The sequence below is a fragment of the Caenimonas terrae genome, assembly GCF_042655405.1.
GTDB classification, from domain to species: domain Bacteria; phylum Pseudomonadota; class Gammaproteobacteria; order Burkholderiales; family Burkholderiaceae_C; genus Ramlibacter; species Ramlibacter terrae_A.
Genome location: NZ_JBHSMF010000010.1, coordinates 256,622 through 270,970, shown reverse-complemented (window position 1 = coordinate 270,970; position 14,349 = coordinate 256,622). Strand labels below are relative to the sequence as shown.

14 protein-coding genes are annotated in these 14,349 nt (G+C 67.7%); 9 read left to right on the top strand and 5 right to left on the bottom strand.

Features of this window, described 5'->3' with window-relative positions:
• From ACFPOE_RS20515 to ACFPOE_RS20500, 4 genes are all read right to left on the bottom strand, one after another.
• Positions 1 to 342, bottom strand: coding sequence for a hypothetical protein (locus ACFPOE_RS20515; RefSeq protein WP_376852185.1), 342 nt, complete (start codon positions 340 to 342; stop codon positions 1 to 3).
• Between the two features lie 66 nt (positions 343 to 408).
• Positions 409 to 1,389: an adenylate/guanylate cyclase domain-containing protein gene (locus tag ACFPOE_RS20510; RefSeq protein ID WP_376852184.1), complete on the bottom strand. Its 981-nt coding sequence runs from the start codon at positions 1,387 to 1,389 to the stop codon at positions 409 to 411.
• Positions 1,390 to 1,781: 392 nt separating this feature from the next.
• Positions 1,782 to 2,702 carry an SPFH domain-containing protein gene (locus ACFPOE_RS20505; protein WP_376852183.1) on the bottom strand — a complete coding sequence of 307 codons (921 nt, stop codon included), beginning with the start codon at positions 2,700 to 2,702 and terminating at the stop codon, positions 1,782 to 1,784.
• Positions 2,703 to 2,705: 3 nt separating this feature from the next.
• Complete coding sequence (locus tag ACFPOE_RS20500) at positions 2,706 to 3,140, bottom strand: NfeD family protein (RefSeq protein ID WP_376852182.1); 435 nt, start codon at positions 3,138 to 3,140, stop codon at positions 2,706 to 2,708.
• Positions 3,141 to 3,266: 126 nt separating this feature from the next.
• Here ACFPOE_RS20500 and ACFPOE_RS20495 point away from each other — a divergent pair, with 126 nt between their 5' ends.
• From ACFPOE_RS20495 to ACFPOE_RS20480, 4 genes are all read left to right on the top strand, one after another.
• A complete protein-coding gene (locus tag ACFPOE_RS20495) occupies positions 3,267 to 5,618 on the top strand; it encodes an Orn/Lys/Arg family decarboxylase (protein WP_376852181.1) in 2,352 nt (783 codons plus the stop codon).
• A gap of 143 nt (positions 5,619 to 5,761) precedes the next feature.
• The gene (locus ACFPOE_RS20490; protein ID WP_376852180.1) at positions 5,762 to 6,166 is read left to right on the top strand and encodes a hypothetical protein; all 405 of its coding nucleotides are present in this window, start codon (positions 5,762 to 5,764) and stop codon (positions 6,164 to 6,166) included.
• Positions 6,163 to 7,476: a sensor histidine kinase gene (locus tag ACFPOE_RS20485; RefSeq protein ID WP_376852179.1), complete on the top strand. Its 1,314-nt coding sequence runs from the start codon at positions 6,163 to 6,165 to the stop codon at positions 7,474 to 7,476. The genes ACFPOE_RS20490 and ACFPOE_RS20485 overlap by 4 nt, the downstream gene beginning before the upstream one ends.
• Positions 7,473 to 8,315, top strand: coding sequence for a LytR/AlgR family response regulator transcription factor (locus tag ACFPOE_RS20480; protein ID WP_376852178.1), 843 nt, complete (start codon positions 7,473 to 7,475; stop codon positions 8,313 to 8,315). Before ACFPOE_RS20485 ends, ACFPOE_RS20480 begins: the two co-directional genes overlap by 4 nt.
• A 42-nt stretch (positions 8,316 to 8,357) precedes the next feature.
• On the opposite strand, the gene fabI is transcribed toward ACFPOE_RS20480, so the two are convergent.
• Positions 8,358 to 9,146 carry an enoyl-ACP reductase FabI gene (gene fabI / locus ACFPOE_RS20475; protein WP_376852177.1) on the bottom strand — a complete coding sequence of 263 codons (789 nt, stop codon included), beginning with the start codon at positions 9,144 to 9,146 and terminating at the stop codon, positions 8,358 to 8,360.
• A gap of 119 nt (positions 9,147 to 9,265) precedes the next feature.
• Between fabI and arfB the strand changes: the two genes are divergently transcribed.
• The 5 genes from arfB to ACFPOE_RS20450 all read left to right on the top strand — a co-directional run bounded on the left by arfB (position 9,266) and on the right by ACFPOE_RS20450 (position 14,347).
• Complete coding sequence (arfB, locus tag ACFPOE_RS20470) at positions 9,266 to 9,679, top strand: alternative ribosome rescue aminoacyl-tRNA hydrolase ArfB (protein WP_376852176.1); 414 nt, start codon at positions 9,266 to 9,268, stop codon at positions 9,677 to 9,679.
• Between the two features lie 260 nt (positions 9,680 to 9,939).
• Entirely contained in the window at positions 9,940 to 10,806 is an 867-nt protein-coding gene (locus ACFPOE_RS20465; RefSeq protein WP_376852175.1) for an FAD binding domain-containing protein, read from the top strand.
• 20 nt (positions 10,807 to 10,826) lie between these two features.
• Positions 10,827 to 11,312 (top strand): (2Fe-2S)-binding protein, encoded by a 486-nt coding sequence (locus ACFPOE_RS20460; protein WP_376852174.1) that lies wholly within the window; start codon positions 10,827 to 10,829, stop codon positions 11,310 to 11,312.
• An 11-nt stretch (positions 11,313 to 11,323) separates the two neighbouring features.
• A complete protein-coding gene (locus tag ACFPOE_RS20455; RefSeq protein ID WP_376852173.1) occupies positions 11,324 to 13,729 on the top strand; it encodes an aerobic carbon-monoxide dehydrogenase large subunit in 2,406 nt (801 codons plus the stop codon).
• A 9-nt stretch (positions 13,730 to 13,738) separates the two neighbouring features.
• Entirely contained in the window at positions 13,739 to 14,347 is a 609-nt protein-coding gene (locus tag ACFPOE_RS20450; protein ID WP_376852172.1) for an SRPBCC family protein, read from the top strand.
• Positions 14,348 to 14,349 lie beyond the last annotated feature (2 nt).

The following is a 14,349-nucleotide window of genomic DNA, read 5'->3' as shown; positions in this document are numbered from 1 at the left end:
TCAGTCGTTCTTGTTCGGGTTCAGCGGGCTCGGTCGCGACTTGAGCCCCTGCGGCAGGAATTCCTCGAACATCTCGGTCAGCATCTCGATCTTTTCGCGGGCCACCACTTCCCCGTGCCGCCCGGCCAGCAGCGCCATCAGGTCCCCGCGCAGGTACCACAGGGCGTGGACGTCCACCGCGTAGCGGATCCGCCGCCCGATGTGCCGGTAGGAGCCGTCGGGCGCGTCGCCCACCAGTTCCAGCATCGACTCGCGGATGCCGTCCACGCTGTATTCAAGGACCGTCGATTCCGGCTCGGGCGGATGGATGCGCGCGAGCAATGCGTAAAAGCTGCTTCTCATATTCGGCTTGAACCAACGCATGACTGGCCTCTGTTCTTGAAGGTATGGCTGACGGAAGTCCGGGCGCTAGGGCGACGGGGTCGGGGAGATGGAAACGATTTCGGCGACGGGCAACAACACGACGTCCTTGTGCGGCTCGCCGCCGCCGGCATGGGTGCTGCGGCGGCGCACGCTGGAAAAGACATGGGGCACGAACACGTGCTGGCCGTCCGCGCCCTTGCGGCGCACGCCGTAGCGGATCCGCATGCGCTCGTCCGCGGACAGCTTTCCCAGCAGGTTCTTGGTGGCCCAGATGGAGCCGGAGCGGGAGAAGTCCGAGATCCGGGCCGCCTGGTTGATGGTGTTGGCCAGCGCGGTGAAGTCGACGTTGCTGTCGGACTTGAAGCTGCCCAGCCACTCCTGGCCCTCGTCGATGCCGATGTTCATGTACAGCTCGGTGCTCCAGCCCTTGCGCAGCTGCCAGTCCTTGCTGATCCGGCGCATCGCGTCGCGCATCTCATGGGCCGCCGCCAGGGCGTTCCACAGGTAGCTGCCGGCCGGCAGGGGAAAGAAGTAGCAGACCATCCCGTCGGCCGGGTGCTTGCCGTGGGTGCCCGAGTGGCGCCGGAAGATCGGATCGGCGACCGACCAGATGTCGTTGATCAGCTCGAAATATTCCTCCGGCGGCAGCTCCGACCAGATGCTCGTCGAGTGCTGCAGGCCGGCCACCAGGACCGCCACGTCGGCCAGGACCGGCAGCCGGCGGGCGCGGGCGTCGGCCGGCGCTGCCGGCGGCTGGGCGGTCGGCCCGGCGGGGACTCTTGACGCCGGCTCGCGGGCCGCCTCCATCCGGGGCGCGGCAGGAGCCGGCGCCGCCGCCTCGGCAGCCGGCGTCGGTGCCGTGGCGCCGCGGGCGCCGAAATGCTCGGCGATCCTGGCCATGCTCCAGCCGTCCTTCTTCAGGCGCTGGATCTCGGCGATGCGCGCGACGATCTGGTCCGGGAAGTAGCCGATGCGCGGCGCGCCCCCATCCTGCGGTTCGGGCGGCAGCACTTCGGGCTTCGGCACGATCCCCCAACCGATGTAGTTGTTGAGAGTCGCCCGGGAGATTCCCGTCTGTTCCAAGATCTCTTTGCTGTTGAGCAAGATGTCCTCTGGTTGATCTGTCTAGGTATATTGGTCTAGACAGTACTGACTGTCAAGTTAGACACATAAACCAAAGATCAAGCACAGAACTGGTGCGGCGAAAACACCACAAAGCACCTCGACAGGCAGGTTTTAATGGTATGTGGTGCCAGTCCGCAGCGTCTCGTCGATGTCCCGGCCGGGGGTAGGCTACTTCGCCACTGTCTAACTATGACTTAGATACTTGGACAGATATCAGTTAGACAGTTAGACAGAGGCAGACAGGCGCCCGCCGCACCCCTGGGCACAGGGGCGACCGACTCGAAGACCGGGGATCAGGAAGGCTTGACGCCCTGCACCATGCGCATGGCCGACGCGATCAGGGCCGAGGTTTCGGCCATGTTGCTGGGCACGATCAGCGTGGTGGTGGCGTCCGCCGCGACCTTGCTGTAGGCGTCCACCGCCCGCTCGGCCACCTTCAGCTGCACAGCCTGTTCGCCGCCGGGCTGGCGGATGGCGGCGGCGATCCGTTCGATGGCCTGGGCCGTGGCTTCGGCCACCGCGGTGATCGAGGCGGCCTGGCCCTGGGCGTTGTTGATGATGGACTGCTTCTCGCCTTCGGAGCGGGCGATGAAGGCTTCGCGCTCGCCGGTGGCGATGTTGATCTGTTCCTGGCGACGGCCTTCGGAGGCGGCGATCAGGGCGCGCTTTTCCCGCTCGGCGGTGATCTGCGACTGCATCGCGTGCAGGATCTCCTTGGGCGGCGTCAGGTCCTTGATCTCGTAACGCAGCACCTTCACGCCCCAGTTCAGCGCCGCCTCGTCGATCGCCTGGACCACCTGGGCGTTGATGATGTCGCGCTCCTCGAAGGTCTTGTCCAGCTCCAGCTTGCCGATCACGCTGCGCAGCGAGGTCTGGGCCAGCTGGGTGACGGCCACGATGTAGTTGGAGGAGCCGTAGCTGGCCCGCATCGGATCTGTCACCTGAAAGTACAAGATTCCATCGACCTGGAGCTGCGTGTTGTCGCGGGTGATGCAGATCTGGCTGGGCACGTCCAGCGGGATCTCCTTGAGGCTGTGCTTGTAGGCGACCCGGTCGACGAAGGGAATCAGGATGTTCAGCCCCGGCGTGAGCGTAGCGTGGTACTTGCCGAGCCGTTCCACCACCCAGGCGTGCTGCTGCGGCACCACCTTCAGGGAGCGGACCACGAAGATCGCGACGACGACGATCAGGATCAGGGCGACATATGAGGACATGGTTCAGGCTTCCTGGAGTGGTTCGAGGACGAGGCGGCTTCCCACCACCTCGCGGATGCGATGCGGGCCTGCCACCGGGATGCTGCCGGCCAGCGGCACCGCGGTCCACTGGGCGCCGCGGTATTTCACGCTGGCCGTGCCGTCCGGGTGCCAGCGCGTGACGTGGACGGTTTCGCCGATGTCGAGATTGACGTCGCGGTTGGCCTGGGCCGGCTCCTCGCGGGGGCGGCGCAGGCGGATGAAGTGCCAGCCGACCACGGCGCCGCCGCCGATCACCGCCGCCACCACCAGCTGCGCCGGCTGGGACAGCCCCAGGTGGGCCGCAAGCGCCGCGGCCGCCAGGCCGATCGCGAGCATCAGCAGATAGAAGGTACCTGTCAGCAGTTCGACGGCGACGGCAGCGCCGGCCAGCAGCCACCAGAGGGTCGAATCAGCCATGTCCCGCTCCTTGTTGTCGGGGTATTTTGAGTCAATTCCAGGGGCGGCCGAAGCGGGGCGCGTTATTTGCATACACTTCGCGGCTGTTTTGCCCATTTTTGGCCGCGCCCCTGGAGGCCCCTCCGCATGAAATTCCGCTTTCCCATCGTCATCATCGACGAAGACTTCCGCTCCGAAAACACTTCCGGCCTGGGCATCCGCGCGCTGGCGCACGCCATCGAGGCCGAGGGCTTCGAGATCCTGGGGGTGACCGGCTACGGCGACCTGTCGCAGTTCGCGCAGCAGCAATCGCGCGCCAGCGCCTTCATCCTGTCGATCGACGACGAGGAGTTCACCCCGGGCCCGGACCTGGACCCGGCGGTGCTGAACCTGCGCAAGTTCATCGAGGAAGTGCGGCGCAAGAACCTGGAAGTGCCGATCTATGTGTATGGCGAGACCAAGACCTCGCGCCACATTCCCAACGACATCCTGAGGGAGCTGCACGGCTTCATCCACATGTTCGAGGACACGCCGGAGTTCGTGGCCCGCCACATCATCCGGGAGGCCAAGAGCTACCTGGAAGGGGTGCAGCCGCCGTTCTTCAAGGCGCTGCTCGATTACGCCGAGGACGGCTCCTATTCCTGGCACTGCCCCGGCCACTCGGGCGGCGTGGCGTTCCTCAAGAGCCCGGTGGGCCAGATGTTCCACCAGTTCTTCGGCGAGAACATGCTGCGGGCCGACGTCTGCAACGCGGTGGAGGAGCTGGGCCAGCTGCTGGACCACACCGGCCCGGTGGCCGCCAGCGAGCGCAACGCCGCCCGGATCTTCAACGCCGACCACTGCTTCTTCGTCACCAACGGCACCAGCACCAGCAACAAGATGGTCTGGCACCACACGGTGGCGCCCGACGACGTGGTGGTGGTGGACCGCAATTGCCACAAGTCGATCCTGCACGCAATCATCATGACCGGCTCGATCCCGGTCTTCATGAAGCCGACCCGCAACCACTTCGGCATCATCGGCCCGATCCCGCAGAGCGAGTTCGAGCCGGCCGCGATCCGGGCCAAGATCAAGGCCAATCCGCTGCTCAAGCACGTCGACTCCGAGACCGTCAAGCCGCGGGTGATGACGCTGACCCAGTCCACCTACGACGGCGTCATCTACAACACCGAGACCATCAAGAAGATGCTGGACGGCTACGTGGACACGCTGCACTTCGACGAGGCCTGGCTGCCGCACGCGGCCTTCCACCCCTTCTACGGCCCGTACCACGCGATGGGAAAGAACCGGGTCCGGCCCAAGGAGGCGCTGACCTTCGCCACCCAGTCCACCCACAAGCTGCTGGCCGGCATCAGCCAGGCCAGCCACGTGCTGGTGCAGGACTCGCAGAACAGGAAGCTGGACCGCCACCTGTTCAACGAGGCCTACCTGATGCACACCTCGACCAGCCCGCAATACTCGATCATCGCCAGCTGCGACGTCGCGGCCGCCATGATGGAGCCGCCCGGCGGCACGGCGCTGGTGGAAGAAAGCATCCTGGAGGCGCTGGACTTCCGCCGCGCCATGCGCAAGGTGGAAGCCGAGTACGGCAAGCAGGACTGGTGGTTCAAGGTCTGGGGCCCGGACAAGCTGGTGGAAGAGGGCATCGGCCGGGCCGACGACTGGATCATCAAGGGCGAAGCCCGGACCGCCAAGTGGCACGGCTTCGGCAACCTGGCCGAGGGCTTCAACATGCTGGACCCGATCAAGTCCACCATCGTCACGCCCGGCCTGGACCTGAACGGCAAGTTCGCCAAGACCGGCATCCCGGCCTCGATCGTCACCAAGTTCCTGGCCGAGCACGGCATCATCGTGGAGAAGACCGGCCTTTACAGCTTCTTCATCCTGTTCACCATCGGCATCACCAAGGGCCGCTGGAACACGCTGCTGTCGGCGCTGCAGCAGTTCAAGGACGATTTCGCCAAGAACCAGCCGATGTGGCGGATCCTGCCGGAGTTCTGCCAGCAGTACCCCAAATACGAGCGGATGGGCCTGGCCGACCTGTGCCAGTACGTGCACGAGCTCTATGCGCGCTACGACATCGCCCGCCTGACCACCGAGATGTACCTGTCGGACCTGACCCCGGCCATGAAGCCCAGCGACGCCTACGCCTACATTGCCCACCGCAAGACCGAGCGGGTGGAGATCGACGAGCTGGAAGGGCGGATCACCACCTCGCTGGTGACGCCGTATCCGCCGGGCATCCCGCTGCTGATCCCGGGCGAGGTCTTCAACAAGAAGATCGTCGACTACCTGAAGTTCTCCCGCGAGTTCAACGCCCAGTGCCCCGGCTTCGAGACCGACATCCATGGGCTGGTCGAGATCCAGGGCGAGGACGGCAAGGTGCGCTACTACGCCGATTGCGTGGCCAACGAGCCGGCCAAGGTGACGCCGCCGGCCTCGCGGCCCGGCAAGCTGGTCCAGGTCGGCAGCGACGGGCCCTTCGGCCGGACCGTCTGAGCCCCGCGGGCCGGAACAGTCCGGCCCGGCTTTCCGGCAGCCTGTCGCCCCGGGTTGCAGTCCGTCGCAAAGGGGATGAAGTCCCCGCCGGACCTGCCTAGAGTCCGCTCCTACCGGCCCGTCGCCGGCATCTGGAGCGGCAAATGAAGAACAACTACGAAGCCTGGCTGAATCGGAATTCGGCTTGCGGGCCATCCTGGAAAGGCAAGCTGTTGCCGCTGGGGGCTGCCGGGCTGGCCACCGCCCTGGTCGGGCTGTCGGTGGTGATGATGGCCGGCCTGGGCCTGCCGGCGGGCCAGGCGCCGCTCGAGGCCCGCGGCGCGGCAAGCGCTCCGGTCCAGGCGCGTGCCGCCGCGGCCGCGCCGGCCGTGCGCTCCGCCCGGGCCCTGCCGACGGTGACGGTGATCGGCCGGCGCGCGCCGGGCGGCGTGGCGGCCTCGCCGGTGGCGGTGCCGGTGCCGACGGTGACTGCGGCCCTGCCTGCGCGGCCGGCTTCCGGCGACGTCGCGGCCCGGTTGTCGATCGCTGGCGATAATCTCAGCCAATGACAAGCAAGAACGGCAACCAGCCAGCTTCGCCGCCCGCCCTGCTGGGGTGGCTCGCCCGGGTCAACACCGAGGTGTCGCAATGGGCCGCGTCCATGTCGTGGTGGCGGCTGATCGTGCTGTTCTTTGTGGTGCTGATCGCCAGTTCCATCATCGGCGACCTGCTGCACCTCAAGCACGACCGCGTCCGCGTGGCCGGCCCGCACAAGGACGTGAACGTCACCATCGGCGGTCCCAACGGGATCAGGATCAGGACGGCTCCGCAGCCGCCGGTCCCGCCCGTGCCGCCGGGCACCGCCGCCGCGCCGGCCGAGCCGGCGCAGGACGGCGCTGCTGCCGGGGACAGCTCGGAGGTGCAGAAAGCGGTCGAAAAGGCCGTGGAAAAGGCCGAGCGGGCGGCCGAGAAGGCCGCCGCCAAGGCCGACAGCGCGGTCGAATCCAGCGACCTGGTGACCGAGCTCGACGACCAGGACCGGCCGGTCAGCCGCCGGGTCGTCACCGTCCGCGGGGTGCTCGGCGACCTCGGTGGCGCGGTGATGGTGATCCTGTTCGCCTATCTGGCCGCCGCCAAGATCGTGGTGCGCAAGGTGGCGCAGGCGGACGCCAAGGTGCGCACCGCCGTCGATGTCGCCGAGCGCGAGGTGATGGAGCGTCAGCTGGTGCAGGCCCGGCTGCAGGTGCTGCAGGCGCAGGTCGAGCCGCATTTCCTGTTCAACACGCTGGCGGCGGTGGACTACCTGATCGAGACCGAGCCGCCCCGGGCCTCCCGAATGCAGAAGGCGCTGATTACCTACCTGCGCGGCGCCTTGCCCCAGATGCGGCAGGAGTCGTCGACCCTGGGCCGCGAAATCAAGCTGGTCAGCTCCTACCTGGAACTGATCAAGATGCGGATCGAGGAGCGGCTGGAGGTGGAGTTCGCCATCCCGGAGACGCTGAACAACGCCGAATTCCCGCCGATGATGCTGCAGTCGCTGGTGGAAAACGCGATCAAGCACGGCATCGAGCCCAAGCCCGAGGGCGGCAAGGTGCGCATTTCCGCCGGGGTGCAGGGCACGCAGCTGTGGGTCGAAGTGGGAGACACCGGCGTCGGCCTGCCGGATGGCGAATTCCTGGAGGGGCCGACCTCCGGCACCGGGCTGGGACTGCAGAACATCCGCGAGCGGCTGGCGATGCTGTATCCGGGCAAGAGCCGGCTGATGCTGCGCTCGGATGCTGCCACCGGCACGGTGGTGCGCATCACCGTGCCCTACCAGGTCAGCCCCGAGGCGCCGCCGCCCGCGCGCAACATGCGCGAGCAGGGAAATCCGGCGTGAGCGGGGTGGACGCGTCCGGTCCGCTGCGGGCGCTCGTCGCCGACGACGAACGGCTGCTGCGCGAACAGCTCAAGAGCCGGCTGGCCGACGTCTGGCCCGACCTGGTGATCTGCGGCGAGGCCAGGGACGGCCAGGACGCCGTCAACCAGGCCGAAGCGCTGCGGCCGGACGTCGTGTTCCTGGACATCCGCATGCCGGCGCTCACCGGCCTGGAAGCGGCCCGGGAAATCGTCACGCTGCCCAACTGGGACGGGGAGATCGTGTTCGTCACCGCGTACGACGAATACGCGGTTGCCGCGTTCGAGCAGGGCGCGCTCGATTACCTGCTCAAGCCGGTGGAGGCCGAGCGGCTGGCGCAGACCGCGCAGCGCCTGAAGGGCCGGCTGGCGTCGCGCCGCAACCGGCTCGCCGATGCTGCGCCGGCGGCCGATGACGCCGCGCTGGATGCGCTGCTGGAAAAGTTCATGCGGGCCCAGCAATCGGTGCAGCGGCCAGGCGGCGCGGCGGCCGAGCCGCCGTTGCGCTGGGTGCAATGCGCGGTCGGATCGACCACCCGCCTGATCAACGTCAAGGACGTCCTGTTCTTCCGCTCCGACGAGAAGTACACCCGGGTCCAGACCCGCGACCAGGAGGCGCTGATCCGCACCCCGATCCGCGAGTTGCTGCCGCGGCTGGACGAGCAGCAGTTCTGGCAGATTCACCGCTCCACCATCGTCAACGTGGAAGCGATCGCCGCCGTGACGCGCGACGACAGCGGCCGCCAGCGGGTGCAGATCAACGGCCACCCCGAGGTGCTCGAGGTCAGCCGCAGCTTCTCGCACCTGTTCCGCGCGTTCTGAGACTTGGCGGGCAGACCTCCGCGCTGTTCCCAACCGATCAGGTCAGCCCGGTTCCGCGATGCCGCCGACCACGTGGCTGAAGCCGCCGTCGACGTAGGTGATCTCGGCGCTGACGCCGGCCGCCAGGTCGCTGAGCAGGAAGGCGGCGACGTTGCCCACGTCCTCGATCGTGATGTTGCGCCGGATCGGCGAGGCTTGCGCCACCACCGCCAGGATCTTGCCGAAGCCCTTGATGCCGCTGGCCGCCAGCGTCTTGATCGGGCCGGCGCTGATGCCGTTCACGCGCATGCCCCTGGGACCCAGCGACTCCGCCAGGTAGCGCACCGAGGCTTCCAGCGAGGCCTTGGCCAGGCCCATGGTGTTGTAGTTGGGGACCGTGCGGATGGCGCCCAGGTAGGTCAGCGTCAGCAGCGCCGACTTGTCGTTGAGATAGGGCAGGGCAGCCTTGGCCATCGCCGGGAAGCTGTAGGCGCTGATGTCGTGGGCGATGCGGAAGGCCTCGCGCGACAGGCCGTCGAGGAAGTCGCCGGCGATCGCCTCGCGCGGCGCGTAGCCGATGCTGTGGACAAAGCCGTCGAACTTCGGCCAGTGCACCGCGAGGTCGCGGAACAAGTTCTCGATCTGCGCGTCGTCCCCGACGTCGCAGTCGAAAATCAGGGTCGAGCCGAAGTCGGCCGCGAACTCGGCGATGCGCTCCTTGAAGCGCTCGCCGACGTAGCTGAAGGCCAGCTCCGCGCCCTGCTGGTGGCAGGCCTTGGCGATGCCGTAGGCGATCGACCGGTTCGACAGCACGCCGGTGATCAACAATTTCTTGCCTGTCAAAAAGCCCATGGTCTCTCGAATCGTTGAAATGTCATTCAGAATTGTCGCATGAGGGTCTGGCCGGTCTTGTTGCTTTTGGTCGCCGCGCCGGCGGCGCCGGCCGCCCCGGCTCGTTCGTGACAGCGAGTATGGCCACAGTCCGCCCCCCCACGGCCATCCCGCAGTCCGAGGTCGAGATCACGGCGATGCGGGCGCAAGGCGCCGGCGGCCAGAACGTCAACAAGGTCTCCAGCGCCATCCACCTGCGCTTCGACATCCCCCGCTCCTCGCTGGCGCCCGACCACAAGGAGCGGCTGCTGGCGCTGAACGACTCGCGCATCACCCGCGACGGCGTGCTGGTCATCAAGGCGCAAACCCAGCGCAGCCAGGAGATGAACCGGGCCGAGGCCTTCGGCCGTCTGCAGGAGCTGGTCGACAGCGTGGCCGAGCCGCCGCGCATCCGCCGCCCGACCAAGCCCACCAAGGCGTCCAAGCGGCGGCGCCTGGAAGGCAAGAACCTGCGCTCGCAGGTCAAGCTGCTGCGCAGCAAGGTCCAGGACTGAGCCGGCGCTGACCTGCTGGCCACCAGCAATCGCCTGCTTGCGAAGCACCGCCATTCGGAGTAATTTCGCGTCCGCGGTCCTTGCGGGCGGGTGCCGCGCACGCCAACAACACCGATCCGGCCAGCACGGATCCAGCGGCGCCTTCTAGCCCCCAGCGCTTCATGCGGCGCGGACGGCAATTGATCCGGGGTCTTCCCGGTCCGCCCGGCCTCCTGAAGTCACGCTCCAAGTGCGGAGCAACGCGCAAGAGGAGACCAAGGATGATTCCCCACGGATTCGAATACCACGCGCCCACCAGCGTGCCGGACGCGCTCGCGCTGCTCGCCCAGTACGGCGACGAGGCCAAGCTGCTGGCGGGGGGCCACAGCCTGTTGCCGATGATGAAGCTGCGCTTCGCCGAGCCGGCCCACCTGATCGACCTGGGGCGGATCCCCGGCCTGCGCGGCATTGCCCAGGTCGGCAACGAGATCCACATCGGCGCGATGACCACCGAGAACGACCTCGTGTGGTCGCCGCTGCTGGCCGAGAAGGTGCCGCTGCTGGTGGAGGGCGCACGCTGGATCTCCGACCCGCAGGTGCGCTACAAGGGAACGATCGGCGGCGACATCTCGCACGGCGACCCGGGCAACGACCATCCGGCCCTGATGCTGGCGCTGGATGCGTCGTTCGCGCTCAAGGGGCCCGGCGGCGAGCGGGTGGTCAAGGCCGACGGCTTCTTCCTGGGCCTGTACTCCACGCTGCTGGAGCCGGGCGAGATCCTCACGCGGATCCAGGTGCCGATCCCGGCGCCCGGCAGCGGCTGGGCCTACCAGAAGCTCAAGCGCAAGGTCGGCGACTTCGCCACCGCCGCTTCCGCCGTGATGCTGCGGATGCGGGGCGGCAAGGTGGCCAGCGCCCGGATCGCGCTCACCAACGTCGGGGCCACGCCGCTCAATGCCATTGCGGCGGCGGCATCGCTGCTGGGCAAGCCGATCGACGAGGCCAGCGTGGCCGAGGCGGCGCGGCTGGCGATGGAGATCTGCGATCCCAGCCCCGACCAGCGCGGCGATGCCGACTACAAGCGGGCGATGGCCGGCGAAATGACGCGGCGGGCGCTGCTGTCGGCCCATTCGCGCGCCGCGACCTGACCCAACACAAGGAGACGGACATGGCAAGCAAACACATGGTGTCGTTCAAGCTGAACGGCAAGGACGTGGACGTGGCAGTGGAGCCGCGCGAGCTCCTGATCCACACGCTGCGCGAAAGACTGATGCACACCGGTCCGCACATCGGCTGCGAAACCTCCCATTGCGGCGCCTGCACGGTGGACCTGGACGGCATGTCGGTCAAGTCTTGCACCGTGCTCACTGTGCAGTGCAACGGCTCGGAACTCCTCACGGTGGAAGGGCTGGAGCAGGGCGGCGTGCTGCACGCGCTGCAGCAGGCGTTCCACGAGGAGCACGGACTGCAATGCGGCTTCTGCACCCCGGGCATGCTGACCCGCGCCTACCGCCTGCTGCAGGAAAACCCCGACCCGACCGAGGAGGAGATCCGCTACTGGATCGCCGGCAACCTGTGCCGTTGCACCGGCTACCAGAACATCGTCAAGGCGGTGCAGTCGGCCGCCCGCAAGCTGTCGACCACCCCGGCCTAAGGAGCGCAATCATGGGCAACATGTCGGAACTCCAGGAACGCGAGCAGCAGCTGCAGGGCATGGGCGCTTCCCTGCCGCGCAAGGAAGACGCGCGCTTCATCCGCGGCCAGGGCAGCTACGTGGACGACGTCAAACTGCCGGGCATGCTGTTCGGCGCGCTGGTGCGCAGCCCGTACGCCCACGCACGCATCAAGTCGATCGACAAGACCAGGGCGCTGGCGTCGCCGGGCGTGGTCGCCGTGCTGACGGCCGACGACCTCAAGCCGGTCAACCTGCACTGGATGCCGACCCTGGGCGGCGACGTGCAGGCGGTGCTGGCCGACAAGAAGGTCTGCTTCCAGATGCAGGAAGTGGCCATGGTGCTGGCCACGGACCGCTATGCCGCGGCCGACGGCGCGGCGCTGGTGGAGGTCGACTACGAGGAGCTGCCGGCCATCGTCGACCCGAAGAAATCGATGCTGCCCGACGCCCCGGTGATCCGGGAAGACATCGCCGACAAGAAGGAAGTGGGCCACGGCCCGCGCACCCATCCCAACCACATCTTCACCTGGGAGGCGGGCGACAAGGCCGCCGCCGACGCCGCCTTCGCCAATGCCGCCATCACGGTGAAGGAAGAGATCCTCAATCCGCGCGTGCATCCCTGTCCGCTGGAGACTTGCGGCTGCGTCGCCTCCTTCAGCAAGCCGACCGGCCAGCTCACCGTCTACCTGACCAGCCAGGCGCCGCACCTGGTGCGCACCGTGCTGGCCATGCTGTCGGGCATCGCGGAGAGCAAGATCCGCGTGGTCTCCGGCGACATCGGCGGAGGCTTCGGCAACAAGGTTCCGGTCTATCCCGGCTATGTCGCGGCCATCGTCGCCTCCATCGTCACCGGCGTGCCGGTCAAGTGGATCGAATCGCGCATCGACAACATCTCCACCACCGGCTTCGCCCGCGACTACCACGGGGTCGGCGAGCTGGCCGCCGATGCCAACGGCCGGATCAAGGGCCTGCGCTTCACCGCGCTGGCCGACCACGGCGCCTTCAACTCCCACGTCTCGGCCACCAAGTTCCCGGCCGGCCTGTTCTCGATCTGCACCGGCTCCTACGACATTCCCAACGCCTATTGCCGGGTCGACGCGGTCTACACCAACAAGGCGCCCGGCGGCGTCGCCTATCGCTGCTCGCTGCGGGTGACGGAGGCGGTCTACCTGATCGAACGGATGATCGACGTGCTGGCGCAGAAGCTGGGCATCGACAAGGCGGAGATCCGGCGCCGCAACTTTGTGCGGGCCGAGCAGTTCCCGTACACCACCTCGCTGGGCTGGACCATGGACAGCGGCAACTACGAGCCGGCGCTGGACAAGGTGCTCAAGGCGGTGGACTACGACGGCCTGCGGCGCGAGCAGGCGGAAAAGCGCGCCAAGGGCGAGCTGATGGGCATCGGCATCTCCACCTTCACCGAAATCGTCGGCGCCGGCCCGACCAAGGTCTGCGACATCCTGGGCATCGGCCTGTTCGACAGCTGCGAGATCCGGGTCCATCCCACCGGCGGCGTGATCGCCCGCCTGGGCACCATGTCGCAGGGCCAGGGCCACGCGACCACCTACGCCCAGATCATCGCCACCGAGCTGGGCCTGCCGGCCAGTGACATCGTGGTGGAGGAGGGCGACACCGACAAGGCGCCCTATGGCGCCGGCACCTGGGGTTCGCGTTCCACGCCGGTCTCCGGCGCTGCCACCGCCCAGGCGGCCCGCAAGATCCGGGAAAAAGCCAGGAAGATCGCCGCCCACCTGCTGGAAGTCGGCGAGGGCGACCTGGACTGGGAAGTGGACCGGTTCCGGGTCAAGGGCAATCCCGAGCAGGCCAAGACCATGAAGGAGATCTGCATGGTGGCGCACACCGGCAACCTGCCGGCCGGCATGGAGCAGGGGCTGAACGCCGTCTCCTATTACGACCCGCCCAACATGACCTACCCGTTCGGCGCCTACGTCTGCGTGGTCGACATCGACAAGTACACCGGCGAGACCAAGGTGCGACGCTTCTACGCGCTGGACGACTGCGGCACCCGGATCAACCCGATGATCATCGAGGGCCAGATCCACGGCGGCCTGACCGAGGCCTTCGCGGTGGCGATGGGCCAGCAGATGCCCTTCGACGAGAACGGCAACCACCTGGGCAACAGCCTGATGGATTACTTCCTGCCGACCGCCGTCGAGACGCCGCACTGGGAAACCGACCACACCGTGACGCCATGCCCGCACCACCCCCTGGGCGCCAAGGGGGTGGCGGAATCACCCCACGTGGGCGGCATCCCCTGCATCAGCAATGCGGTGATCGATGCTTTTGCCCACCTGGGGGTGACGCACATGGACATGCCGCACAGCGCCTACCGCGTCTGGCGGCAGTGCCACGCACTGGGGATCGACCGGCACTGAGCGGGCGCCATGAAAGTCCAGCTCGAAAAGACCTTCCAGCTGCCGGCGTCGGCGGAGATTGCGTGGACGCTGCTGCAGGAGATCGAGGCCGTGGCCGGCTGCATGCCGGGCGCCAGGATCACCGAGCGGATCGACGCGACGCATTACAAGGGCATGGTGACGGTCAAGCTCGGTCCCGCCACCATGTCGTTTCGCGGCGAGGTGGAGGTGATGGCGGTGGAGGCGTCCAGCAAGACGCTGCGGCTGCTGGGCAAGGGCACCGACAACACCGGTACGTCGGCCGCCGCCATGGACCTGACGGCGCGCATCGATGCCGCCGGCCCGCAGGCCTGCAACCTGGTCGGCACCAGCGAGGTGTCGATGAGCGGCAAGGCCGCCACCTTCGGCGGCCGGATGATGGGCGCGGTGGCCGACCAGGTGCTGCAGCAGTTCGCCGCCAACTTCGCGGCGCGGGTGCGAGAGCTGCAGGAGCAGCGAGGGGACGGGCCCGGTTCCGCCGCAAGCCAGCCCCCGGCTGCCGCGCCGGCGGCGCCCACCGCCCCGCTCAACGGCCTGGCCCTGCTGCGGACCCTCATCGCCAACTGGCTGCGCAGCCTGTTCTCGGCGCGGAACACCTGACC

Excerpts from the sequence above, each read along its gene's own strand:
- ACFPOE_RS20515 (WP_376852185.1), bottom strand. The coding sequence starts at position 342 with ATGAGAAGCAGCTTTTACGCATTGCTCGCGCGCATCCATCCGCCCGAG.
- ACFPOE_RS20505 (WP_376852183.1), bottom strand. The coding sequence starts at position 2,702 with ATGTCCTCATATGTCGCCCTGATCCTGATCGTCGTCGTCGCGATCTTC.
- ACFPOE_RS20500 (WP_376852182.1), bottom strand. The coding sequence starts at position 3,140 with ATGGCTGATTCGACCCTCTGGTGGCTGCTGGCCGGCGCTGCCGTCGCC.
- ACFPOE_RS20495 (WP_376852181.1), top strand. The coding sequence starts at position 3,267 with ATGAAATTCCGCTTTCCCATCGTCATCATCGACGAAGACTTCCGCTCC.
- ACFPOE_RS20490 (WP_376852180.1), top strand. The coding sequence starts at position 5,762 with ATGAAGAACAACTACGAAGCCTGGCTGAATCGGAATTCGGCTTGCGGG.
- ACFPOE_RS20485 (WP_376852179.1), top strand. The coding sequence starts at position 6,163 with ATGACAAGCAAGAACGGCAACCAGCCAGCTTCGCCGCCCGCCCTGCTG.
- fabI (WP_376852177.1), bottom strand. The coding sequence starts at position 9,146 with ATGGGCTTTTTGACAGGCAAGAAATTGTTGATCACCGGCGTGCTGTCG.
- arfB (WP_376852176.1), top strand. The coding sequence starts at position 9,266 with ATGGCCACAGTCCGCCCCCCCACGGCCATCCCGCAGTCCGAGGTCGAG.
- ACFPOE_RS20465 (WP_376852175.1), top strand. The coding sequence starts at position 9,940 with ATGATTCCCCACGGATTCGAATACCACGCGCCCACCAGCGTGCCGGAC.
- ACFPOE_RS20460 (WP_376852174.1), top strand. The coding sequence starts at position 10,827 with ATGGCAAGCAAACACATGGTGTCGTTCAAGCTGAACGGCAAGGACGTG.
- ACFPOE_RS20455 (WP_376852173.1), top strand. The coding sequence starts at position 11,324 with ATGGGCAACATGTCGGAACTCCAGGAACGCGAGCAGCAGCTGCAGGGC.
- ACFPOE_RS20450 (WP_376852172.1), top strand. The coding sequence starts at position 13,739 with ATGAAAGTCCAGCTCGAAAAGACCTTCCAGCTGCCGGCGTCGGCGGAG.